The following is a 24025-nucleotide window of genomic DNA, read 5'->3' on the forward strand; positions in this document are numbered from 1 at the left end:
TGAGCGAGCACGCGCTGACTGCGGTAGAAGCCGATCAAGGTGCCCCCGGCGGACTGGTTCTGGGTTCTGTTGATGAAGCAGCGGCTGAAACCACTCGGCCCGCAGCCCGCCGGGTCGGGCATTTGACACCCGGGCCAGCTGCAGTGTCACCGTTCTTCTTGTTCAGCGCAGGATCGGTCAGTCGATGCAGATAGGTACCGGTACTGGCAAGGCCGGGCAGACCGGACAAAGTCGCGCGGGAAACGTGGTTGACGAACTCCGGCACCACCGCCCGATTGAACGACACAGTCGCCGGGATGTTCCAGTACGAGCCGGTGACGGCGCCGTACGACAGGTTCGACGCGACGCGGTTTGTCGGGCAGATGACGAAGGTCGCGGTCGTGCTGGTGGGCCGGCCGATCGGTGCGGTGGACGAGGCGACTCTCAGGTCGATCGGGATGGTCCAGTTGGCGGCTGTGGTGCTGGCGGTGACCGAGCGACACAGTTCTTCGGCGGGTCCTGCACGCGGCCGGCCTGCACCTTTGCGGCGAGCGCCTGGCAATCGGCCAAGGTCCGCGACGTCGGAGCCGGCGTAGCCGCCGTCGGTATGACCATCGAGCGCTTGCCCCTGGAACCCGGCTTCGCGCTCTTGTACGGCGTTGGCTGCGGCGGCTTCGGGGCTCCTGGCTGAACCGATGGCGACGCTGATATCGACGCTGTTGCAGGTGGCGCTGCCGGCGATGCCGCAGCTGCGGCGCAGCTGGGTACCGCTGCCGTACTGATCAAACCTGCTGTCACGAACAGGGCCATCAAATGTCGGCGCACAGAATCCTCCCCAGATCCCGGATGTGCCCATCCGGATCTCCGTAGAACCCTGCCGCCCGATGTACGGGGGCGATTGTGGGCGATGTGCAACTGGCAGATGGCGAGCCTCAGCTGTTCGTTGACTGGAACGGCGGGGCGAGGTGGGCTGACGATCCGGACCACCTACTCCCATCGCGTCAACTGCCCCGCCAACAGTTGAAGCATAGGACTCGTTACCAGCCGCGTTCGGCGTACGGCGGCTTCGGACGGGACATAACTCTGCCTATGTCCCGCCGCACTCGCGGCCTGAACCACCAAACAACGGCTGGGGAAGCAATTCGTCTTCGCGCTGCGGTTGTACACGCACATGCTCCCGTCCTCCTACGACTGCGCGCGGCAAGCTGTCGACCGGCGGTTGCGGGCACTGGCGTCAGGGCTGACGGAGCAGTCACGGAGCAGGGACCTCGGGAGGCCCGATGACCCGGACCCCGAAGGAGGTCCGGGACTGGTCTGAGGAATGCGATCGCGGACGCTCAGGGCCCTTGCGGAGCGGGGTTCCGCGTCATCTGATGCGCATGCCGGAGATGGCGCGGGCGATTACCAGGCGCTGGATTTCGGAGGTGCCTTCGAAGATTGTGTAGATTTTGGCGTCTCGGTGCATGCGTTCTACCGGGTATTCGCGGGTGTAGCCGTTGCCGCCGAGGATTTGGATGGCTTCTTCGGTGGTTTTCACGGCTACTTCGCCGGCTTTGAGTTTGGCCATGGAGCCTTCGCCGTGGCGGTAGTCGGGGGTTTCGCCGCGCATGAGGGCGGCGGACATGTTGGCCGCGCGCCAGACGAGGAGGCGGGCGGCGTCGATTTCCAGGGCCATGTCGGCGAGTTTGAAGGCGATGCCCTGGTTGTCGATGATCGGGCGGCCGAACTGTTCGCGGGTCTTGGCGTAGTCGAGGGCTACCTCGTACGCGGCGCGCGCGATGCCGATCGCCTGGGCGCCGACGATGTGGCGGGTCATCTCGAAGGTCGCCATCGAAGCGTTCCGGCCGGCGGCGCGAGCGGTCCCGGCGGCGGCTTCGCGGGCGCGGGCCAGGCGCTCGTCGAGTTTCGGCTTGCCGCCGAGGACGTTGGCGGCCGGGATCCGGACGTTGTCGAAGAAGACGTCGGCGGTGTGCGACGCGCGCAGACCGTGCTTGCGTAGCTTCGTGCCCTGTTCCAGACCGTGGACCTCGGACTTGGGTACGACGAACGCGGCCTGACCCTTCGTACCCAAAGCAGGATCGACCGTGGCGACCACGACGTGGATGTCCGCGATCCCGCCGTTGGTGGCCCAGGCCTTCTGGCCGTTGATCACCCACTCGTCCGCGGCCTCGTCGAACACGGCGCGGGTACGGATCGCGGACACGTCCGACCCGGCGCCGGGCTCCGACGAGCAGAACGCCGCGACGCGTACGTCATCGGGGGTGCCGTAGCAGCGCGGCATCCACTGGCTCCACTGTTCCGGCGTACCGTTCGAGAAGATCGCCGACGATGCCAGCCCGGTGCCCTTCAGCGACATGCCGATACCGGCGTCGCCCCAGAACAGTTCCTCGTGGACGAGCGGCATCAGCAACCCGGACGGATCGACGAAGAGGTTGATGTTCGCGTCAAGCCCGTACAGGCCGATCTTCGCGGCCTCCTGGATGACCGGCCACGGCGTCTCTTCGCGCTCGTCCCATTCGGCGGCCGCCGGGCGGATGACGTCGGCGGCGAAGGCGTGCGCCCAGTCGCGGATCTCCCGCTGCTCGTCGTTCAGCGCGAGCGAGAACGGGCTCCAGCCCGGCTTGGACCGTTCGGCCCCGAGCTCTCCGGCCAGCGCCATCACGTCAGCCGAAACCTCCGGCGTGGCAGGCTTGGGATCCGTCATCAACATCCTCCAACAGCGGCGGAACAACATCAGCGGAACAACACCGGCAGGACAACAGCGCCAGCGCAATGTTACCGACGAGTGTAACTGTCGTTTGCACCAGGTGGTACCGGTGTGGCTAAGATCGATCCATGAGCTCCGCGCTGCTCGCGATCGGACGCCGCCGGACCACGGCGGAGCGTCGTCGCGACCGGGAGCGGGACATCATCCGCGCCACCCGCGAGCTGTTCGACGAGCGCGGCACGATCGACGCCCAGATCGACGACATCGCGAAGCGGGTCGGGATCAACAAGGCGCTGATCTACCGGCACTTCGCCGGCAAGGAGGAGCTGTTCGCGCTCACCCTGGTCGATTATCTGGCCGAGCTCGACACCCAGCTCAGTAGTCAGGACAGTCCGCGCAAGGCGCCGCTCAACCGGCTCCGCCAACTGAGTGAAACGTTCGTCGACTTCTGTCTCACCTACCCGGCGTTCACTGACTGCGCAATGAGTCTGCTGCGCCGGACCGGCGAGGAGCTGTTCGGCGAGATCACCGAGCCGGTGATGGTCAAGCTGGGTACGGCGATGGCCGCGCCGCTCGGCCGGATCGCGACCGTCCTCGAAGCCGGTCAGCGGGCCGGCGTGTTCGACCAGGTCGACACGGCGTACCTGGCCAACCACCTGTACACGCAGACGCTCGGATCGTTGCACATGGCAAGGGTCGGGTTGATCGTGTCGGGCAATGGACCAGGCCACCCGGTGGTGCATCATGCCGATGTCGGTACCGTCCGCTCGACTGCCATCACCGCGACCCTGGCCACCGCGGTGGGCCGCAAAGCACTCGCGGGCCGAACCACCCGCTCCACTAGAGCAGGAGAGAAATCGTGACCGAGACCCGCAAGGTGGCCGTCGTCGCCGGCAACCGGATTCCGTTCGCCCGGCAGGACAAGACGTACCGGCACGCCTCGAACTCCGACATGCTGACCGCCGCCCTGAACGGTCTGGTCGACCGGACCGGGCTCGGTGGGCAGGAGGTGGGCGAGGTGGTCGCGGGCGCGGTGCTCAAGCACGCCCGCGACTGGAACCTGGTCCGCGAGGTGGTCCTCGGTTCCAAACTCGCGCCGACCACCCCCGCGTACGACCTGCAGCAGGCGTGCGGCACCGGTCTGGAGGCGGCGATCCTGGTCGGTAACAAGATCGCGCTCGGCCAGATCGATGCCGGTATCGCGGGTGGCGTCGACACCGCGTCGGACGCGCCGCTGAGCGTCAACGACCATCTGCGCGGCGTACTCCTCGACCTGAACCGCGCCAAGACGTACCCGGATCGCCTGAAGGTGCTCGCCCGCGTCCGCCCGAAGGACATCGTGCCGGAGATCCCGCGCAACGCCGAGCCGCGTACGGGCAAGTCGATGGGTGAACACGCCGCGCTGACCGCGCTGGAGTGGGGCATCACCCGCGAGGCCCAGGACGAGCTCGCGTTCAATTCCCACGTCAATCTCGCCAAGGCGTACGACCGGGGTTTCCAGCAGGACCTGATCACCCCGTACCTCGGGCTGGAGAAGGACCAGAACCTCCGCCCCGACACGACGCTGGAGAAGCTGGCGAGGCTGAAGCCGGTGTTCGGCAAGGGCGAGACCGCGACGATGACGGCCGGCAACTCGACTCCGCTGACCGACGGCGCGTCGACCGTGCTGCTGAGCACCGACGAGTGGGCCGCCGAGCACGGTCTCCGGCCGCTCGCCTACCTGACGCACTCGCAGACGGCCGCGGTCGACTACGTGAAGGGCGCCGAGGGGCTGCTGATGGCACCCGCGTATGCGGTGCCGCGGATGCTTCAGCGGGCCGGGCTGACCTTGCAGGACTTCGACTACTACGAGATCCACGAGGCGTTCGCGTCGCAGGTGCTGGCTACGCTGAAGGCCTGGGAGGACCCGATCTTCTGCAAGGAGCGGCTCGGCCTGGACGCGCCGCTCGGCGAGATCGACCGGGACAAACTGAACGTGAACGGGAGCTCGCTGGCCGCGGGCCACCCGTTCGCAGCGACCGGCGGGCGGATCGTCGCCGCGCTGGCCAAGCAACTGGACGAGAACGGCGGCGGCCGGGGCCTGATCTCGATCTGTGCCGCGGGCGGCCAGGGTGTCGTCGCCATCCTCGAGAAGTAGGAGCTGAGATGACGGATCGCTACCAGACCTTCACCCGGACGCCGCTCGGCAAGACCCTGGTGAAGAACCTCGGTCTGCCCGACCCGCTGCCGCTGCCCCGCTGGATCGAGGGGTCGCCGGTGATCGACGGGCCGGTCGTCTTCGGCGCGATCGGCGAGACCGACGCCGGCAAGGCGATCCAGGCGCTGCTGCGGGACATCGGCGCCGCGTTCAGTACGGCGAACGAAGGTGTCGCGTCCAGCGAGATCCGGCCGAAGGCGCTCGTCTTCGACGCGACCGGAGCGACCTCGACGGCCGATCTGTCCAGCCTGCAACGGTTCTTCTCCCCCGTCGTCCGCCAGCTCGCGCCGGCCGGGCGGGTCGTGGTCGTCGGCCGGACGCCGGAGCTGTCGAGCAGCCCGGAGCAGCAGATCGCGCAGCGCGCGCTCGAAGGCTTCACCCGGTCGCTCGGCAAGGAGGTGAAGCGCGGCGCCACCGTCAACCTCGTGTACGTCGCGCCGGACGCGCATGAGCAACTCGACTCGACGCTGCGCTTCTTCCTCTCCCCCAAGTCCGCGTACGTCGACGGTCAGGTGGCGAGGATCGGCACCGGCCCACTCGTCAGCAACGACCCGAACCGGCCACTCGCCGGGCGTACCGCCCTGGTCACCGGCGCGGCCCGCGGTATCGGCGCCGCGATCGCGGACACACTCGCCCGTGACGGCGCGACCGTCATCGGTGTCGACGTACCGCAGAACGCGGACCCGCTGCGCAAGGTGATCTCCCGGATCGGCGGTACGGAACTGCTGCTCGACGTCACGTCGGTCGATGCCGCGCAGCGGATCGCGGCGCATGCGCAGGAGCAGCACGGCGGCCTCGACATCGTCGTACACAACGCCGGAATCACCCGGGACCGGCGGCTGGTCAACATGCGTACGGACGTGTGGGACGCCGTCCTCGACGTGAACCTGCGGGCGCCGGAACGAATCACCAAGCACCTGGTCGACACCGGCGCGCTCCGCGACGGCGGGTCGATCGTGGGCGTGTCGTCGATGGCCGGGATCGCCGGGAACAACGGCCAGACGAACTACGCGACCTCGAAGGCTGGTGTGATCGGGCTGGTCCAGGCGCTGGCGCCGAAGCTGGCCGAGCGGCAGATCCGGATCAACGCGGTCGCGCCGGGGTTCATCGAGACCGAGATGACCGCGAAGATCCCGTTCACGATCCGCGAGGTCGGCCGCCGGCTGAACTCGTTGCAGCAGGGCGGTCTGCCGATCGACGTGGCCGAGACGATCGCCTGGTTCGCGGACCCGGCGTCGGCGGGCGTGACCGGCAACGTGGTCCGGGTCTGCGGCCAGAGCCTGCTGGGCGCCTGACATGCCGACCCGGCGGTACGACGACTCCCCCGGCCTCGGTTCGCTGTACGCGCGGACCGTCAAGGCGACCCTGCGCCGCGCCGACTACGAGCCGAACGAGGACGGCCTGACGCTCGAGCTGCCCCGCTCGGCGGTCAACCAGGACCACCTTTCGACCTACCGCGACGTGACCGGGTACGCGGCCGGTCCCGCGCTGCCGGTCACCTACCCGCACGTGCTGGCCTTCCCGCTGCACCTGGACCTGATGTCCGACCCCTCGTTCCCGTACAAGCCGATGGGGATCGTGCACCTGTCCAACACGATCACGCAGCACCAGCCGATCCCGCTCCACGCGGAGCCGTCGATCCGTGTGCACGGTACGGCCGAACGCCCGCACCCGAAGGGCACCGTCTTCGACGTGATCAGTGAGGTTTTCGTCGATCACGAGCTGGTCTGGACCGATCTCACCACACTGCTCAGCCGCTCCTCCGGTGATCCCAACGCGCATGCCGACCTGCTCACCGACCCGGTGCTCGGGCCGAACGCGTGGTGGGACCTGCGCGGCAACCTCGGCCGCCGGTACGCCGCCGCGTCCGGCGACCGGAACCCGATCCACCTGTTCAAGCTGACCGCGCAGGCGTTCGGGTTCCCGCGCCAGATCGCGCACGGGATGTGGGCGAAGGCGGCCGCGCTCGCGTCGCTGGAGCGGGCCGGCGAGTTGCCGGACGCGTTCACGGTCCGCGTGGACTTCCGGAAGCCGTTGCTGCTCCCGTCCCGGGTGCAGTTCGGCCACCAGCGCTCCGGCAAAACCCTCGACTTCGCGCTGTACGACGAAGCGCACGAGCTGACTCACCTGGTCGGTCAGCTACAGGGCTGAATCCGCGGGTCCGCGCAGGCTCAGCTCGCCAGGGCTTCGTCGATCGCGATGGCCCGGGGAATCGCCTCCCGCCGGATTTGATCGAGCACGGACCCGATCGCGGCGGCCGCCCAGCGGCTGCCGTCGCGTTCGCGGACGGCCAGCTCACCGGCGGCGTCCTCGCGGGCGCCGATCACTGCCTGGTACGGCGCCAGCCGGTTCTCGCGGATCCGCGCGCCCAGGCTGCCCTCGTCCGCGTGCGCGACCTCGACCCGCAACCCGCGGTCCGACGCCCGCCGCGCGACCTCGGCGGCCCGCTGCTCCTCGTCGTCCGAGATCGGCAGCACCACCACCTGCACCGGCGCCAGCCAGGCCGGGAACGCCCCGCCGTGTACCTCGATCAGCTGCGCCATCGCCCGCTCGATGCTGCCGACGATCGCCCGATGCACCATCACCGGCCGATGCTTGTTGCCATCGGCACCGATGTACTCGAGCCCGAACCGCTCCGGCTGATGGAAGTCGATCTGTACGGTCGACAGACTGAACTCCCGGCCGGCCGAATCCATCACCTGGATGTCGATCTTCGGCCCGTAGAACGCCGCGTCGCCCGGCGCGTCCTCGTACTCGACTCCGGCGTCCTTCAACACGTCGCGCAACAGGTCGGCAGCCGCGGCCCAGCTCGCCGCGTCCCCGACGTACTTGCTGGCCGGACTGTTGAACTCCGCATCCAAAGCCGGCAAGGCCAGCACGAATCGGGACGCGACGATCCCCAGGTCGGCGTAGGCAGCATTGATCAACCCCAACGCGGCAGCAGCCTCGGCGGCGACCTGGTCGAGCCGGCAGAAGATGTGCGCGTCGTTCAGCTGCATCGCCCGGACGCGGCTCAGCCCACCGATCGCGCCCGACAACTCGGCGCGATACTGCCCACCGAGCTCCGAGATCCGCAGCGGGAGTTCGCGATAGCTGTGCGACCGCGACCGATACATCAGCGCGTGGTGTGGGCAGATACTCGGGCGCAGGACCAGTTCCTCGCCACCCATTTCCATCGGCGGGTACATGTCGTCGTGGTACTTCGCCCAGTGGCCGGAGATTTCGTAGAGCTCGCGCTTGGCCAGCACTGGTGAGTACACCTGCTGGTACCCGGCGCGTCGTTCTACTTCGGCGATGTAGCTCTCGAGCGCGTGGCGTACGGCGGCGCCGGCGGGCAGCCAGTACGGCAGTCCGGCGCCGATCAACGGGTCGGAGTCGAACAAGCCGAGCTCGCGGCCGATCTTGCGGTGGTCGTACATGGTGGTCTCCTCATTGAGAAGGGCGAGGGACCACGGGAACGTCACTGCATCTATTGATGACTGGCCCGGGGCACTCGCCCCGGGGCTTCGGTCAGACAGTCAAGTGTCAGCGCGCCGGGACATACTCCGGCGTCGTCGTCACAACAGCGCGCTTCAACATGCTTTTACGGTAGCAGATCGGCGTCCAGGCCGACCGGGCGAATGAGTCCCTCCTGCGCCACGGAGGCGATCAGGCTGCCGGACTCGGTGTACAACCTGCCGGTCGCGAAACCACGTGCGCCGGACGCGGACGGCGACGACTGGTCGTACAGCAGCCACTCGTCGGCGCGGAACGGGCGGTGGAACCACAGCGCGTGGTCGAGCGACGCGGGCTGGATGCGGCGGTCGCCGATGACGATGCCGTGCGGCAGCAGGCTGGCGCCGAGCAAGGTGAGATCGCTGGCGTACGCGAGCACGCACGCGTGCAGCGCCGGCTCGTCCGCGAGTTTCCCGGCCGCGCGAATCCAGAACTGACGACCGGTCACGCCGGCCAGCCGGACATCGAGCGAGGACCACTCCCGATCCCAGTCTGCGGCGGGACGACCCGACTGCGCCTCCAGTACGGTCGCGAGCCGCGGCGCTTCCTCCGGCGGTACGACGTCGTCCGGCATCGGATCCTGGTGGTCGAGACCCGGCTCCGGGCGCTGGAAGGACGCCGACATGTAGAAGATCGGCTTGCCGTTCTGCGACGCGACCACGCGGCGGCTGCTGAACGAACCACCGTCCCGCGTCGCCTCCGCCCGGTACACGATCGGTACGGACGTGTCGCCGGCGCGCAGGAAGTATCCGTGCAGCGAGTGCACGACCCGCTCCGGGTCGACCGACCGGCCGGCGGCGGCGAGCGCCTGTCCGAGCACCTGCCCGCCGAACACTCGTTGCATCGAGGTCTGCGGTTGCCGTCCCCGGAACAGGTCGACGTCGATCATCTCCAGGTCGAGCAGCTCGACCAGGTCCTCCAGCGACTCAGGCATGCCCTATCTTGACAGGCCGGGCCTGTCAGTCGTCATCCCGGTTCAGCTCGGCGAGGAACTGCTCGACCTCGGCACCGAGCTCGTCGGCCGATGGCGTCGAGTCCGCGAGCAGGCTCTTCCGGCTGACCGAACCGGCGGCCGCGTCGTACTGGGTCTCCAGCGACTTCACCACCGCGCTGGCGTCGTCCGACGCCTCGACCTGCTCGTCGACCAGGCGGCCGGTGACCGCTGCCTCGTCGAGCAGGGCCTTGCTAGGGAGCAGCAGGCCGGTGGCCGCGGAGATGGCGTGTACGAGGGCCAGCGCCGCGCCGGGGAAACGGTTCTCGGCGAGGTAATGCGGCACGTGGACGGCGAAGCCCATCGCGTCCCGGCCGGCCTCGCCGAGGCGGACCTGGAGCATCGTGCCGGCGCTCGCGGGCAGCCGCATCTCGCCGTCCCAGATGTTCGAGCGGGTGACCAGCTCGGGCCGGGTGGCGTGCGCGGTCAGGCCGAGCGGCCGGGTGTGCGGCACGCCCATCGGGATGCCGTGGACGCCGATGGTCAGCGTCACGTTGTACTGGTCGATCAGCTGCCGCACCGCCCCGGCGAACCGGTCCCAGTGGTTGTCCGGCTCGACGCCTTCGAGCAGCAGGAAGTCGACGCCCGCGTCATCGGTGACCAGGTGCAGGCTCAGGTGCGGCGGGGTGTAGTCGGTGAACCGGTCCTCGGCGAACGTCACCTCGGGCCGCCGGGCCCGGTAGTCGTGCAGGAGGTCGACGTCGAAGCGTGCGAGCAGCCGGTGCTCGAGCACCTCGAGCAGATGGTCGGCGGTCACCCGGCCGGCCTGACCGGCGTCCATGAACCCGTCCAGCGCGTGCACCAAGACCTTCGGCGTCGCCGCCGGGCCGGTCGCCACCGACTCGTCGACGATCTCGTAGAGGTCGTCCGGTCGCAGCATCGTCGTTCTCCTTCGCAGTGGCCGACAGGGCGGGTAGGCCCCACTATCCTGCCCTTTCCGAGGTCAACGCCCCGCGGCGGCGGACAAATTCCGGCGCCGAGAAGATTTCCGGAAATACCAAGACCCGGTCGTCGGCGCGACAGTTCGGAAAGCGCTTGCTAAGTTGTCTGGCGTGAGTACCGAACCGACTTCCGCCCTGACCGTGATGCTGGCGATGAACGACACCAGCCGGGAGCGCGTGCTGGTACCGCGGGTCCGCGCGCGGCTGGAGGCCGTCGCCACCGTGCTGCCGGTCGGGCCCGGGACCAGCTTCCTCGCCGATCCGGCGGTCCGGGCGGCGCTGCCGGACGTGGACGTGCTGCTGACCGGCTGGGGCTGCCCGCGGATCGGCCCGGACGTACTGGACGCGGCACCCAAGCTCCGGGCCATCCTGCACGCCGCGGGTTCGGTGAAGGCGATCGTGGACCCGGCCGCGTTCGACCGTGGCATCCAGGTCTCGTCAGCGGCCAGCGCGAACGCCCTGCCGGTCGCCGAGTTCACCGTCGCGGCGATCGTGCTGGCCGGGAAGCGGGCGTTCCGGCTCGCGGCGCAGTACCGGCTGGAACGGCGCAAGAGCGACCCACACTCGATGCCCGGCAGCTACGGCTCGACCGTCGGCCTGCTCGGCGCCTCCCGGATCGCGAAGATGGTCGCCGAGCGGCTGCGTACGCTCGACCTGAACGTCCTGATCAGCGACCCGTACCTGACCAGCGGCGAGGCGGCGTCGCTTGGCGCGGAGCTGGTCGACAACGACACGTTGTTCCGGCGCAGCGACATCCTCAGCGTGCACGCGCCGCTGCTGCCCGAGACCACTGGTTTGGTGGATGCGCGGCTGCTGGGCCTGCTCAAGGACGGCGCGGTCCTGATCAACACCGCCCGCGGCAAGATCATCGACCCCGGGGCGCTCCTCAGCGAATGCGCCTCCGGCCGGATCGACGCCGTCCTCGATGTCACCGAGCCCGAGCCGCTGCCGCCGGACTCACCCTTGCTCGACCTGCCCAACGTGTTCATCACCCCGCACGTCGCCGGTGCCGTCGGCAACGAGATCGCCCGTCTCGGCGAGCTCGCCGTCAGTGAACTGGAGCACCTCGCCGCCGGCCGGCCGCTCGACCACGCCATCAGCGCCACCGAACTCGGGAGACTCGCATGAGCCGTCTGATCCTGCCGGACACCGACCGTGAGCTCTCCCGCCAGACCGGTTGGGCGCGGGCGCACTGGGAGGCACTCGCGGACCACCTGCTCGACTCGCTGGTGCCGTACTTCTCCCCCGGCGCGTCGCTGGTCGAGCTACCCGGCCGGGCGAGTCGGTCCGGTACGGCGTCGGACGCGCTCGAAGGTTTCGCGCGGTCGTTCATGCTGGCCGCGTTCCGGATCGCCGGCGTACAGGGCAAGGGCTGTGAACAGCTGATCGAGCGGTACGCGCGCGGCGTGGCGAACGGTGCGAATCCGGATCACCCGGAGGCGTGGCTGCGCCTCACCCCGAAGTCGCAGCAGATGGTCGAGGCGGCCGCGATCGCGGTGTCCCTGCACGAGACCCGCGAATGGATCTGGGACCGGCTCGACACCCGCGCCCAGGAGCACGTCGCGGAGTGGCTCGGTGGCTTCAACGGATCGACGACGCACGACAACAACTGGCGGTTGTTCCAGGTGGTCAGCGAGCAGTTCCTCGCGTCGGTCGGGGCGCCGTACTCCCAGGACGACATCGACGGCGGGCTGGACCGGATCGAGGACTGGTACGTCGGTGACGGCTGGTACTCGGACGGCGACGGACAGAACTTCGACAACTACATCGGCTGGGCGATGCACCTCTATCCCGGGCTGTGGGCGCGGATGGCAGCCGCGACGCCCGGCGCGCAGTACGAGGACCGGCTGAAGCTCTACAGGGAGCGGATCAACCTCTTCCTCGCGGACGCGGTGCACCTGGCCGGGAACGACGGCGCGCCGATCTACCAGGGCCGCTCGCTGACGTACCGGATGGCTGCCGCGGCGCCGTACTGGATGGGTGCGCTGCTCGACTCCAGCCCGTTGACTCCCGGCGAAACGCGCCGCCTGTGTTCGGGGATCGCGCGGCATTTCGTACAGCGCGGGGTGCCGGACGAGCGGGGCGTACTGACGCTCGGCTGGTACGACACGTTCTTGCCGACGACGCAGCAGTACTCCGGACCGGGATCGCCGTACTGGGCCTCGAAGGGTTTCGTCGGGCTGATCCTGCCGCCGGAGCATCCCGTGTGGTCGGACCCCGAAGACGCGATCCCGCTGGACAACGCGGATCAGGTCCGGGCGATGCCGAAACCCGGCTGGATCGTGCACGCGAGCCGGCACGACCAGGTCGTTCAGTTGGTGAACCACGGCGCCGACCATGCGCCTGTCGCGGAACCGTCCGGCGTGGAGCCTGACGGCGATCCGCATTACAACCGCCTGGCGTACGCGAACCACGCGGGACCGGACCTGTCCGACCACGAGCCGCCGGTGGACAACCTGATCTCGCTTGTCTCCCCCGACGGTCCGGTCAGTGGGCGCGGGCGCATCCGGCGACTCGGGGTCGATGAGCGGACGGCGTCCTCGTGGCACCGCGCCTGGCTCGGAACCGACGGTCCTTGGGCGATCGAGATCACCTCCGTGGTGCACAACGGGTGGGAGATCCGGTGCGCGCTGGTCGAAGGGCCGGACGGCGCGCTCGTACGCAGCGGCGGGTTCGCGGTCGCCGGCGAGTCCTTGCCGGGGGCAACCACCAGCGCGACGGCCGCGACCGTACGTAATGCGGACGGGTTGGTGTCGGCGGTCGTCGGCCTGCACGGGTACCACACGGCCGGCGTGCATCGCGGGCTGGGCGTCAATCCGTTCGGGGTCCATTCCGGTACGCCGTACCTGACCGCTCCGCATCGCGGTGCGCCGTTGGTGCTGGTGAATGCCGTGCTGCTGACCCGGGACGCGATCCGCCCGGAAGCACTTGCCGAGGGCATCGATGTGGCCGTCGAAGGCAGCACGGTACGGCTCGACGGGGGCCGTACGGTGGTCGAACTCGGGCGGTCCCGACACGGTTAGGTCAGGCTCGCCAAGCGTGTACATTCCGCCGGTGGCGTCTAGATTGACGGAATGAGCACGTACGAGAAACTTCTGCAGGAGCAGATCCGGAACGAATTCACGGCGTCACAGCAATACGTGGCCGTCGCTGTCTGGTACGACGAACAGGATCTGCCGCGGCTCGCCGCGCACTTCTACAAGCAGTCGCTGGAAGAGCGCAACCACGCGATGATGATGGTCCAGTACCTGCTGGACAAGGACGTCCGGCCCCAGATCCCGTCGGTGGATGCGGTCGAGTCCGACTTCAAGTCCGCGCTGGAGCCGCTCGAGCTCGCGCTGGCCCAGGAGATCACGGTCACCAAGCAGATCGAGACCCTGGCCCGCGCCGCCCGGGACGAGAGCGATTACATCGGCGAGCAGTTCATGCAGTGGTTCCTGAAGGAACAGGTCGAAGAGGTCGCCGCGATGAAGACCCTGGTCAACGTCGCCAAGCGCGCCGGCGACAACCTGTTCAACCTTGAGGACTTCCTGGCCCGCGAGGTCGTCGGCGACGCCGGCAACGACCCGACCGCGCCTGCCGCGGCCGGCGGCAGCGTCTAGTCACCAACTGCCGCCGCCACCGCCACCTCCGCCACCGCCCGATGAGGAGGAGGACGAGGACGAGCTGGAGAAACCGGAGGAGGACCCTCCTCCGGTGGACTGGCTCGGCGGCTGCGCGAAGCTGGTCGAAACCGTCGACGTGATGCTGCTCGCGGACCACGACGAGTCGTAGTAAGAGGTCGTGCCCGCGTACCAGGCCGGCGACGCGGTCAGCCGGCCGGACTGGACCAGCTGGTGGCAAACCTGCTGCCAATGGTCGGCCAGGCCGAGGACGAGCGCCCACGGCAGGTACTTGCTGAAGATGTCCTCGCCGTCCTCGAACCGGAGCTGATCCGCCTCCGCCGTGCTCAGGTACTGACGGAAGCCGAGCACCTGGTCGGTCAGCGCCCGCCCCAGCGCCGTACGCCGACCCGCCCGCCGCGCGAGCACCACGTCGAGGAGACCGTTCAGTAGCGCGATCGCCGGTACGCCGAGCACCAGCGCCGGCCCGAGCCAGGTTGGCGCACCGAACTTGATCATCCAGGCGATCAGCGAGATCAGCCCGACCAGCAGCGCGAGGAACACTCCGCAGCCCAGCGGGACCCAGCCGTACCCAGCGGACTCCACAACCTTCACGCGGCGTGGCATCCGGACGTACCAGTTCTGCCGCTCGACCTGCTCGCGGAGCCTGTCGACCATACTCTCCGCCGCCTTCGCGGGTCGGGTGTCGCCGACCGCGGGCGCGACCAGGCGGGCCTCCGAGCCGGGCTGCTGTTTCGGGAACAGGCCCTTGAGCAGCGCGGACTCGTGCGGGGCGGTCGCGCGGCTGGGATCGACCAGGACGGCCGTCTGCAGGTCGTCGGTGCCGTCGATCCGGATCGCACCTCGGACCGCCAGGTCGACCAGCGTCGCCGCGACCTCGGTGGTGTCCGCCTTGCCGTCCACCAGCAGGCCGCCCTCGGCAGCGGTGATGGCCGGCGGCGCGAAGGCCACGGGGAGCAACTTGTCGGCCAGCCGGTTCCGGACCGTACGCGGCGCGAGGCCTTCAGGCGGTACGGTTCCCGGCGGCAGGTCGGCGTACCGCAGATCGCCGTGGCGACGGGCGAGCAGTTTCCCGGCCGCGACCAGGATGAGCGTGACCAGCGCGGACAGCAGCACCACCGGCAGGGTCAGGCCGTAGCGGGCCAGGAAGCCCGGCGGGTCCACCACGATCGGCTGATCGTTGCTGACGGCACCGGCTGCGAGACCGGCGACGATCGTCAGCCCTTGGCCGCGGGGAACGGCGGCCTCCTGCTTGTACATACCCTTGCCCGCGCTGACGGTCGCCGTGTCGCACGGCTTCGTCGAACCGGGCGGTCCGGCGTAGCAGGCCACCTTCCGTACGCCCTGCGGAGCGGTGACCGTGATCGACGCTTGGTAGATCGCCGCGTCCCAGTTCAGTCCGGTCGCGTCCCAGTACAACTCGCTGTGGTCGGCGAAGTGCCGGAGCGCGCCGCGGACTTCATAGCTGATCTTGTACGTCGCGTCGCGGCCGGCCACGGTGTCATCCGACGAACCGATCTTGATCCGCAGCACCTGGTCGCGCCGCTTGTTCTTGTAGTCCGTGGAGGTGCTGAACTTGCTCGGCGCGCCGGACGGCGACGACACCTGGATGTTCGACACCTCGTACTTCTGGTCCTTGGCCTTGTCGTCGACGTACGGCTCCCGGATCACCAGATCGCGATAGATCCCGTGCCGATCCGGGTCGCCGAAGTGGTACTCGATCGTCTCGGTGACCTGCAGTACGCCGTCGGGAGTGACCGTGTAGTCGATCGTCATTGCGTTGACCCAGTCACCGGGCGCGGCCGACGCGGGTACGGCGAAACCGGCCAGCGTCAACGCGACCACGAGCATGCTGACAACTACCCCGAGAGTACGACGCATGCTCGCGACACTACCGAGAGTGGGGGCCTACCAGCTGCCGCCGCCTCCACCGCCGCCACCGCCGCCGGACGAGCCGCCGCCACCGAAGCCGGAGGAGCTTCCGCCGCCACCGCCCGAGCTGGACGGGGTGGGCGGCGGGTCGAAGCTGTGCGCGACGGTCGAGCTGACGGCGCCGGCGGTCCAGCCGGAGGTGTAGTAGGACGGGCCGTAGTACCAGACCGGGTCGGGGGTCAGTTGGCCTGCCGCGACCAGCTGCTGGCAGACCTTCTGCCAGCGGTCGGCGAGGCCGAAAGCGATGGCCCAGGGCAAGTACTTCGAGAAGATGTCCTCGCCCTCCTCGAACCGCAGCTGCTGGGCCTCAGCGGTGGCCAGGTACTTACGGAAGCCAGCCACCTGGTCCGTCACCGCGCGCCCGGCCGGGTTGCGCTGACCGCGGCGGCGGATGGTGATCCAGATGCCGATGGCAACGACCACGGCGATCAGTGGCACCGCGAGCACGATCTTCCGGACCGGCAGGCCCGCGCCCGCCCCGGCGGCGACCGTACTCATCAGACCGGCCCCGACCACCCAGATCGCGACCATCCCCAGGCAGGCGCCACGGAAGCCGTTCTTGAACAGCGAGCCACCGGCGGCGCGCGGCATCCGCAGGTACCAGTTGCGCTGCCGCACCTGGTCCCGCAGCGCGGCGATCATCGCGTCGTGCGCCTTCCGCATGGTGTGGTCGCCGACCGCGCCGCGCTCCAGCGTCACCTCGGAGCCGGGCTGCAGGTTGGGGAACAGGCCGGACATCAGCGCCTGCTCGTGCGGCGCGGTCGCGACCGCCGCGTTCAGCAGGACCGCCTTCTGCGCGTCGCCGGAGTTGTCGATCCGTACGCCGCCGCGGACCGCCAGGTCGATCAGGGTCGCGGCGGTTTCGGTGGTGTTCGCCTTCGCGTCGATCAGCAGACCGCCCTCGGCGACCGGGATCTTCGGCGGCGCGAACGCGACCGGGAGCTGGTCCTCACTCAGGTCGTTCTTCACCGCGGGCGCCGCCGCGCCGGCCGGCGGGAACGTACCCGGGGGAAGCCCCGCGAAGCGCTGGTCCTTGTTGCCGAGTTTCGCGTACAGCGTGGCGAGGACGAGCGCGACCAGGCTGACCAGGCCGGAGCCGATCAGCGACGGCCAGGACAGGCCGTTGCGCTGCATCCAGTTCGGCGGGTCGACCACGATCGGCGTGTCGTTCTGTACGGCGCCGGCGGTGATGCCCGCGACGATCGTCAGCTGCTGTCCCCGGGCCAGGCCGGTCGCGCCGAAGACGCCCTTCTCCCCCAGTACCGACTTCCGCGGGCAGGTGTCCTTCGATCCGGCCACGCCCGCGAAGCAGTCGACCCGCGTGACGCCCTGCGGGACCTGCACGTTGACGGTGACGTTGTTGATCGGCGCCTCCCAGGCGCTTCCGGTCGCGTCCCAGTACAGCTCGCTGTGGTCGGCGAAGTGCCGCAGCGCGCCTCGTACGTCGTACGAGATCACGTAGGTCGCCTGGGTACCGCGGACCGTCTCGTCGGCGGAACCGATCTTGATCTGGAGGTTCTCGTTGCGGCCGTTCTTCGACGTGAAGGACGTCTCGGTGAACTTGGCCGGCGCTCCGGTCGGTGACGACACCTTCAGGTTCGTGACCTGGTACTCCTGGTCCTTCTTGTCGTCGTCCTTGTACGGCTCGCGGACCACCAGGTCCCGGTAGATGCCGTGCCGGCCGCTGGTCGCGAACCGGTAGTCGATCGTCTCGCTGACGTGCAGCACGCCGGCACCTGACACGGTGTAGTCGATCGTGTAGTTGCTGATCTCGTCACCGGTCTCGGCCGGCCCGGCTGAGGCCGGCGCCGCGAAACCCGCTACGGCCAGCACGGCGACAAGCGTGCTGATGACTACCCCGAGTGCCCTGCGCATGGCCGCGACCCTACCCACCGTGAGGGTCCGCGGCGTGGCGGGCCTTGTGCGAAGTGGCCGCAAGGGGAATCGTGGGTGGACCAGGAGGAAACGTCATGGCAGACAAGACGAACACTTCCCAAGGCACCGGAGCCGCGCCCGCTGTGGACAGCCCGGCCGCCATCCGCAACGTGGTGCTGGTCGGCCCGTCGGGCGCCGGCAAGACCACTCTGGTCGAGGCCCTGCTGGTGGCCTCCGGGGTCCTGAACAGACCCGGCACCGTCCTGGACGGAACCACGGTGTGCGACTTCGACGACGCGGAGATCCGGCAGCAGCGCTCGGTCGGCCTGTCGCTGGCCTCGCTGCCGTCCGACGGCGTGAAGGTGAACCTGATCGACACGCCCGGGTACGCGGACTTCGTCGGCGAGCTCCGGGCCGGGCTCCGCGCCGCCGACTGCGCGCTCTTCGTGGTCGCGGCGAACGAAGGCGTCGACGAGCCGATCCGGGCACTCTGGCAGGAGTGCGACGAGGTCGGGATGCCACGCGCGGTGGTGATCACCAAACTGGACCACGCCCGGGCGAACTACGAGAACGCGCTGGCCACCGCGCGAGCCGCGTTCGGCGACAAGGTGCTCCCGCTGTACCGGCCGGACGGCGACGGGCTGATCAGCCTGCTGAGCCAGTCTGACGAGGCGCTGATCGAGGGCATCATCGAGGAGTCCGAGGACGAGTCGCTGATGGACCGGTACCTCGGCGGCGAGGAGATCGACCGGAAAGTGCTGATCGACGACCTGGAACGGGCGGTCGCGCGCGGCTCGTTCTTCCCGGTCATCCCGGTCTGCAGCGGCTCCGGCGTCGGTACGGCCGAGTTGCTCGAAGTGATCACCAGCGCCTTCCCGTCACCACCCGAACACCCCATCCCGGACGTGTTCAACCCGCACGGCGTCCCCCGCAAGGGGATCACCTGCGACACCGGCGGCCCGCTGCTCGCCGAGGTGGTGAAGACCACCTCGGACCCGTACGTCGGCAGGGTCAGCCTGGTCCGGGTGTTCTCCGGCACCATCAGGCCCGACACGACGGTTCACGTGTCGGGCCATTTCACGTCCTTCTTCGGCGAACACAACTCCCATCAGGACCATGACGAGGACGAACGGATCGGGACGCTGTCGTTCCCCCTGGGCAAGACGCAGCGGCCGGCCGGTCAGGTGGTCGCCGGTGACCTGTGCGCGATCGGCCGGCTGACCCGGGCCGAGACCGGTGACACGCTGTCCGACAAGGCCGAGCCGTTGCTGCTGAAGCCGTGGAGCATGCCCGAACCCTTGCTGCCGATCGCGGTCCAGGCGCACGCGAAGACCGACGAGGACAAGCTCGGGATCGGCCTGCAGCGGCTGGCCGCCGAGGACCCGACGCTGCGGATCGAGCAGAACCCGGAGACGCACCAGATCGTGCTCTGGTGCATGGGCGAGGCACATTCGGACGTCGTCCTGGACGCGCTCGCGAACCGGTACGGCGTGACGGTCGACACGGTCGAGTTGCGGGTGCCGCTGCGGGAGACGTTCGGCGGCGCGGCGAAGGGTCACGGACGGCATGTGAAGCAGTCCGGCGGCCACGGTCAGTACGCGGTCTGTGACATCGCGGTCGAGCCGTTGCCGGAGGGTGGCGGGTTCGAGTTCGTCGACAAGGTGGTCGGTGGCGCGGTGCCGCGGCAGTTCATCCCGAGCGTGGAGAAGGGCGTCCGGGCGCAGATGGAGAAAGGCGTCGGCGCCGGGTACCCGATGGTCGACATCCGGGTGACGCTCCTGGACGGGAAGGCGCACAGCGTCGACTCGTCGGACATGGCGTTCCAGATGGCCGGTGGGCTGGCGTTGCGCGAGGCCGCGGCGGCGTCGCGGGTGGCGATGCTGGAGCCGGTGGACCTGGTGTCGGTGCTGGTGCCCGACGAACTGGTCGGCGCGGTGATGAGCGATTTGTCCGGGCGGCGCGGGCGGTTGCTGGGTACGGACAAGATCGGCGACAACCGTACGCTCGTGAAGGCCGAGGTGCCCCAGGTGGAGATCACCCGGTACACCATCGACCTGCGTTCGCTGTCGCACGGCGCGGCGTCGTTCACCCGTCACTTCAGCCGGTACGAAGCGATGCCGGAGTCGGTGGTGGCGAAGCTGAAATGATCAGGTCAGCCGGCGGCGTACGTCACGGGACTTGAGGTACGCCGCCACGTCGTCGTAGCGCTCGCTCTGGTTGGCGAACTCGATGTACGAGCGGACGCGGTGCAGCCAGTCGAGCGTGGACGGCTTCACCGCGGTCAGCGCGCCGGCGAGGTGCCGCATCGCGAGCGGCGGCTCGCCACCGGTGGACAGCGCCTCGTCGATCACCTTGTCCACGCCGCGCTCGATCAGCGCGCGCAGGTCCGCGCCGCTGAACATCGGCGTCTGGCCGGCCAGCGCCTTCAGATCGAGGTCGTCCGCCGGTACGTCCTTGGTCAGCACGCTCAGGATGTCGGCGCGGGCCGGTTCGTCCGGCGGCGGTACGAAGATGACCCGGTCGAAACGGCCCGGCCGGAGCATCGCCTCGTCCACGTCCCACGGCGCGTTCGAGGCCGCGAGCACCAGCAGGCCCTCGTTGTCGGAGCCGATCGCGTCCAGCTCCTGGAGCAGTACGTCGACCAGCCGCCGCGACTCGGAGCCGCCGTGCTTGTGCCGCGCGAACGCGAGCGCGTCCAGCTCGTCGAGGAAGAGTACGCACGGACCGTTCGCCCGGGCGCGCTCGAACGCGGCGTGCAGGTTCCGCTCGGAGACGCCGAGGTACGGGTCCATCACGTCCTCGATCCGGACGTTGACGAACGGCAGACCGCACTCCCCCGCGGTCGCGCGGGCGAGCAGCGTCTTACCGCAGCCGGGCGGGCCGTAGAGCATCACGCCGCCGCCGGACTTCCGGCCGTACTTCTCGTAAAGCTCCGGCCGGCTCAGCGGGAGGATCACCATGCGGTGGATGATCCGCTTGATCTCCTCCATGCCGCCGACCTGGTCGAAGGTGGTGCTCTCCTTGATGGCGTCAGCGGTCAGCGGGTCGTACTCGGACTCCGGGCCGACCTTGATGCGTACGCCGCTGCGCTCCGAGATCATCCCGTCGACGAGTTGCTGCAGCCGACCGGTCCCTTCGACGATGCCGCGTTGCCGAGCCGCCTCAAGCAGGTTCCGCAGCAGCGCGAGCCGTCCGTTCGCCGCGGCCAGCTCCCCGACCGGTACGAACTGGTCGTCCGGCAGCCCGTGCTGGTCGAGCAGCACCACGTACTGATCGAGCGCCTCCTCGATCTCGGCGGCCGCGGTCAACGACTCGGCGAGTACAAGGCGCAGCAGCACGTCGTCGGGATTCGTGTCGACGGCCTTGCGGAGGGCCTCGATCCGGTCGTTACTCACTCACGATCCCCATTTCCGGTTGAGCCAGCGGCGGACCAGTGGTGGGACCACCCAGGAGTACACGCAGAATGCCAGCCAGATCATCGCGAACGCGAACGACAGCGGCGCCAGGCCGGCCGCGCGGAGGCCGTAGATGACCGCGACCGCGCCGATCCAGACGATCAGCGGATTGATCCGGGCGAACGGGCGCAGCGGACGCATCAGCGGGTGGTTGATCAGCTTCGCCTCGCGGGCGGCGGCGCGCAGGTCCGGGTCGCCGGGATGGGAGGCGGCCGCGGAGGCGAGCGACGTGTACCCGGAGCGCGGATCGCCGGTCAGCATCGCCGCCGTACCGTGCAGCGCCCGCGCGTTCGGGTCCTCGGGATCGTGCGACAGCGCCTCGGCACTGTGCCGGTGCATGTCACGGTCGTTGCCGAGCGCAAACGCCACCTGCGCGCGGGCCGCGGACACCGCCGCGCTCTCCGGCGCGTGCGACGCGGCCCGCTCGACCAGCGCGCTCGCCTTCTGCGCCTGGCCCGCGGTCAGGCACACCAGCGCGTAGCCGATCAGCAGATCCGGGTCGTTCGGGTCCAGGCTCAGCCCCTGCAGGAACGCCGCCTCCGCCTCGGGCAGGCGGCCCTCCGACCGGAGCGCCGAGCCGAGGATGTGCAGCATCCCGAGGAACGGGCCGTGCAGCGCAAGACCATCCCGGAGTACGTCGATGGCCTCCTGGTTCCGGTCGAGCGAATGCAACGCGGCACCACGGAACAAGTACGCCCGGTAGTCCAGCGCTGCCTCGCCGGTCAGCCCCTGGAGCTCGTCCAGGGTCCGCTCCGGGTGGCCGATCCGCAGCCAGTGGCCGGCCATCCGCAGGCGGGCCTCGGTCGGTTCGCTCACAACACCACCATCACCAGGATCAGTACCTCGACCAGCGCGCCGCCGACCGTCGCCGCGATCCCGACCACCCACAGCGAGCGGTATTCGGAACCGCGGAGCTGGAACGCGCGATCCATCGGCCGCTGCAGCCGCAGCTGGGCTATGCAGCAGACGACCGCGACCACCCGCGTCAGCACCCGCAGCTCCGTGGTCACCCCGGAGTCGTCCGCGAGCAGGGCGACGATCCCGATCACCGCGGCCAGACCGCCGAGCCCGGACAACAGGATCAGCCTGCGCTTCGCCGCGTCCACGCCCAGCCGGCCCGCGTTCAGGTACGCGACGACCGTCGACGCGATCACGCCACCGAAGAACGCCACGTACGTCTGCGACATCAGCCGCCACGGGCGTACGGTCAGGTCCACGCCGGTGCCGATGGTCGGGCGCAGAAGATCGTCCGGCATCGGGCTCCTCGTGTCGCGTGGGGGGCACTGTACAGCTCGCGCAGTGTATAGCCTGTGGCGATGAGCGAGAACTGCATCTTCTGCGGGATCGTGGCCGGCACCATCCCCTCGACCCGGGTCGAGGAGACCGACCGGGCGATCGCGTTCATGGACATCTCCCCGGCAACCCCCGGGCACCTGCTGGTGGTCCCGCGTACGCACTCCACCGATCTCCGCGAAGCAGCGGCCGAGGACCTGACCGCGGTGACCCTGCTCGCACAGTCTCTGATCGGCCGGGTGATCGACCGGCTCCCGGAGGCCACCGGCGCCAACCTGCTCAGCTGTATCGGGGCGGACGCGTGGCAGTCGGTCTTCCACACCCACCTGCATGTGATCCCCCGCTACCCGAATGACCCGATGGTGCTGCCGTGGAAGCCGGAGGCGGGCGATCTGGACGAGATCAACGCGGTACACGCCAAGCTGATCTAGCGCGCCACCAGCTCGTACACCGAGAGCAGCTCCGGTAGCAGCGCCGACCAGTCGTAGCGCGGCACTGCAGCCAGCCCGGCGGACAGCAGTTCTTCCCGCTCGGCCGGCCGCCGGAGCAGCCGCAGAGCGCGCGCGGCCAGTTCACCAGAGTCGCCCGGGTCGAACAGCTCCCCCAGCCGGCCACCGTCCAGCACCTGCCGGAACGCTGCCAGGTCGCTGGCAAGCACTGGTGCACCAGCCGCCATCGCCTCCAACAGCACGATGCCGAAGCTCTCCCCGCCGAGGTGCGGTGCGACGTACACGTCAGAACCGGCCAGCATGTCGGCGCGCGCCTCATCGTCGATCGCACCGAGGAACAGCACGCGGTCGCGGTACCGGGCCGGTAGCGACCGCCGCGCCTCGTCCGCCTGCCCCGCGCCGGCCACCAGTACCTTCAGCCCGGGGCGCTCCGCCAGCAGCGCCGGCACGGCGTCCAGGAGTACGCCGAGGCCCTTGCGCGGCTCGTCCAGCCGCCCGAGGAAGCTGATCGTCCCGTCCTCGCCCATCCACTCCGAGCGCGGACTGCCCTTGAAGCGGGACGTGTACAGGCCGTTCGGGATCACCACCGCCTCGCCACCGATGTGCTGCACCATCATCGAGCGGGCGTTCTCACTGACGGCGATCCGGGCGTCGATCTTCTCCAGCGCCGGCCGCAGCAGGCTGGACGCGGCGCTCATCGCCCGGGACCGGACCTGCCAGGTGTGGAAGGTCGCGACGAACGGCCCGTCGGAGGACCAGAGCGCGATGATCGACGCGCTCGGCGTGGTCGGCTCGTGCACGTGCACCACGTCGAAGCCGCCGTCGGCGAGCCAGCTCTTCACCCGCGCCGCGGTCCGCGGGCCGAACGTCACCCGCGCCACCGACCCGTTGTACGGCACGCCGACCGCCCGCCCGGACGAGACCACGTACGGCGGGACCGCGTCGGTGTCGTCGACCGGCGCCAGCACCGAGATGTCGTGACCGAGCGAGAGCAGCGCCTCGGCCAGGTCGCGGACGTGGTTCTGCACCCCGCCGGGCGTGCCCAGCGAGTACGGGCAGACCACGCCGATCCTCACGGGACAATTGTC

20 protein-coding genes are annotated in these 24025 nt (G+C 69.3%); 9 read left to right on the forward strand and 11 right to left on the reverse strand.

Annotation, left to right across the window (positions count from 1 at the left end; all coding sequences use genetic code 11):
- Positions 1-34 precede the first annotated feature (34 nt).
- A complete protein-coding gene (locus HDA44_RS09235) occupies positions 35-835 on the reverse strand; it encodes a hypothetical protein (RefSeq protein WP_184832950.1) in 801 nt (266 codons plus the stop codon).
- A gap of 510 nt (positions 836-1345) precedes the next feature.
- Positions 1346-2683: an acyl-CoA dehydrogenase family protein gene (locus HDA44_RS09240; protein WP_202887282.1), complete on the reverse strand. Its 1338-nt coding sequence runs from the start codon at positions 2681-2683 to the stop codon at positions 1346-1348.
- Between the two features lie 131 nt (positions 2684-2814).
- On the opposite strand from HDA44_RS09240, the gene HDA44_RS09245 reads away from it, so the two are divergent.
- Genes HDA44_RS09245 through HDA44_RS09260 form a run of 4 tightly spaced genes read left to right on the forward strand, consistent with a single transcriptional unit; the run spans position 2815 to position 7034 of the window.
- Positions 2815-3549 (forward strand): TetR/AcrR family transcriptional regulator, encoded by a 735-nt coding sequence (locus HDA44_RS09245; protein WP_184832952.1) that lies wholly within the window; start codon positions 2815-2817, stop codon positions 3547-3549.
- Complete coding sequence (locus HDA44_RS09250) at positions 3546-4823, forward strand: acetyl-CoA C-acetyltransferase (protein ID WP_184832953.1); 1278 nt, start codon at positions 3546-3548, stop codon at positions 4821-4823. The genes HDA44_RS09245 and HDA44_RS09250 overlap by 4 nt, the downstream gene beginning before the upstream one ends.
- Before the next feature lie 8 nt (positions 4824-4831).
- Positions 4832-6178: a 3-oxoacyl-ACP reductase gene (locus HDA44_RS09255; protein WP_184832954.1), complete on the forward strand. Its 1347-nt coding sequence runs from the start codon at positions 4832-4834 to the stop codon at positions 6176-6178.
- Position 6179: 1 nt separating this feature from the next.
- Positions 6180-7034 (forward strand): MaoC/PaaZ C-terminal domain-containing protein, encoded by an 855-nt coding sequence (locus HDA44_RS09260; protein WP_184832956.1) that lies wholly within the window; start codon positions 6180-6182, stop codon positions 7032-7034.
- Between the two features lie 20 nt (positions 7035-7054).
- Here the strand turns inward: HDA44_RS09260 and thrS are convergent, their stop codons facing one another.
- The 3 genes from thrS to HDA44_RS09275 form a co-directional block, all read right to left on the reverse strand.
- Positions 7055-8401, reverse strand: coding sequence for a threonine--tRNA ligase (gene thrS / locus HDA44_RS09265; protein ID WP_272956510.1), 1347 nt, complete (start codon positions 8399-8401; stop codon positions 7055-7057).
- A 65-nt stretch (positions 8402-8466) separates the two neighbouring features.
- Positions 8467-9312, reverse strand: coding sequence for an acyl-CoA thioesterase (locus HDA44_RS09270; protein ID WP_184832960.1), 846 nt, complete (start codon positions 9310-9312; stop codon positions 8467-8469).
- 25 nt (positions 9313-9337) lie between these two features.
- On the reverse strand, positions 9338-10249 hold the full coding sequence (locus HDA44_RS09275) for a proteasome assembly chaperone family protein (protein ID WP_184832962.1): 912 nt from the start codon (positions 10247-10249) through the stop codon (positions 9338-9340).
- Between the two features lie 172 nt (positions 10250-10421).
- On the opposite strand from HDA44_RS09275, the gene HDA44_RS09280 reads away from it, so the two are divergent.
- Genes HDA44_RS09280 through HDA44_RS09290 form a run of 3 tightly spaced genes read left to right on the forward strand, consistent with a single transcriptional unit; the run spans position 10422 to position 13912 of the window.
- The gene (locus tag HDA44_RS09280; RefSeq protein WP_337905775.1) at positions 10422-11438 is read left to right on the forward strand and encodes a hydroxyacid dehydrogenase; all 1017 of its coding nucleotides are present in this window, start codon (positions 10422-10424) and stop codon (positions 11436-11438) included.
- Positions 11435-13333 carry a DUF2264 domain-containing protein gene (locus HDA44_RS09285; protein WP_184832964.1) on the forward strand — a complete coding sequence of 633 codons (1899 nt, stop codon included), beginning with the start codon at positions 11435-11437 and terminating at the stop codon, positions 13331-13333. The genes HDA44_RS09280 and HDA44_RS09285 overlap by 4 nt, the downstream gene beginning before the upstream one ends.
- 51 nt (positions 13334-13384) lie before the next feature.
- Positions 13385-13912 (forward strand): ferritin, encoded by a 528-nt coding sequence (locus HDA44_RS09290; protein WP_184832966.1) that lies wholly within the window; start codon positions 13385-13387, stop codon positions 13910-13912.
- On the opposite strand, the gene HDA44_RS09295 is transcribed toward HDA44_RS09290, so the two are convergent.
- Positions 13913-15814, reverse strand: coding sequence for a DUF2207 domain-containing protein (locus HDA44_RS09295; protein ID WP_184832968.1), 1902 nt, complete (start codon positions 15812-15814; stop codon positions 13913-13915). It abuts the gene before it with no gap.
- A 27-nt stretch (positions 15815-15841) separates the two neighbouring features.
- Entirely contained in the window at positions 15842-17740 is a 1899-nt protein-coding gene (locus tag HDA44_RS09300) for a DUF2207 domain-containing protein (RefSeq protein WP_184832970.1), read from the reverse strand.
- A gap of 95 nt (positions 17741-17835) precedes the next feature.
- On the opposite strand from HDA44_RS09300, the gene HDA44_RS09305 reads away from it, so the two are divergent.
- Positions 17836-19887 (forward strand): elongation factor G-like protein EF-G2, encoded by a 2052-nt coding sequence (locus tag HDA44_RS09305; protein WP_184832972.1) that lies wholly within the window; start codon positions 17836-17838, stop codon positions 19885-19887.
- Here HDA44_RS09305 and HDA44_RS09310 read toward each other — a convergent pair whose 3' ends face one another.
- From HDA44_RS09310 to HDA44_RS09320, 3 genes are read right to left on the reverse strand one after another with little or no spacing between them, the layout of a single operon-like run.
- Positions 19888-21135 carry an AAA family ATPase gene (locus tag HDA44_RS09310; protein WP_184832974.1) on the reverse strand — a complete coding sequence of 416 codons (1248 nt, stop codon included), beginning with the start codon at positions 21133-21135 and terminating at the stop codon, positions 19888-19890.
- Positions 21136-22011, reverse strand: a complete 876-nt coding sequence (locus HDA44_RS09315; RefSeq protein ID WP_184832976.1) for a tetratricopeptide repeat protein — start codon at positions 22009-22011, stop codon at positions 21136-21138.
- Positions 22008-22451: a hypothetical protein gene (locus HDA44_RS09320; protein WP_184832978.1), complete on the reverse strand. Its 444-nt coding sequence runs from the start codon at positions 22449-22451 to the stop codon at positions 22008-22010. The genes HDA44_RS09315 and HDA44_RS09320 overlap by 4 nt, the downstream gene beginning before the upstream one ends.
- Before the next feature lie 60 nt (positions 22452-22511).
- On the opposite strand from HDA44_RS09320, the gene HDA44_RS09325 reads away from it, so the two are divergent.
- Positions 22512-22919, forward strand: a complete 408-nt coding sequence (locus HDA44_RS09325; protein WP_184832979.1) for an HIT family protein — start codon at positions 22512-22514, stop codon at positions 22917-22919.
- Here HDA44_RS09325 and HDA44_RS09330 read toward each other — a convergent pair.
- Positions 22916-24013 carry a glycosyltransferase gene (locus HDA44_RS09330; protein ID WP_184832980.1) on the reverse strand — a complete coding sequence of 366 codons (1098 nt, stop codon included), beginning with the start codon at positions 24011-24013 and terminating at the stop codon, positions 22916-22918. The genes HDA44_RS09325 and HDA44_RS09330 overlap by 4 nt on opposite strands.
- Positions 24014-24025: the final 12 nt, after the last annotated feature.

Origin of the sequence: Kribbella solani (genome assembly GCF_014205295.1) — a bacterium.
In the GTDB taxonomy this organism is placed as follows: domain Bacteria; phylum Actinomycetota; class Actinomycetes; order Propionibacteriales; family Kribbellaceae; genus Kribbella; species Kribbella solani.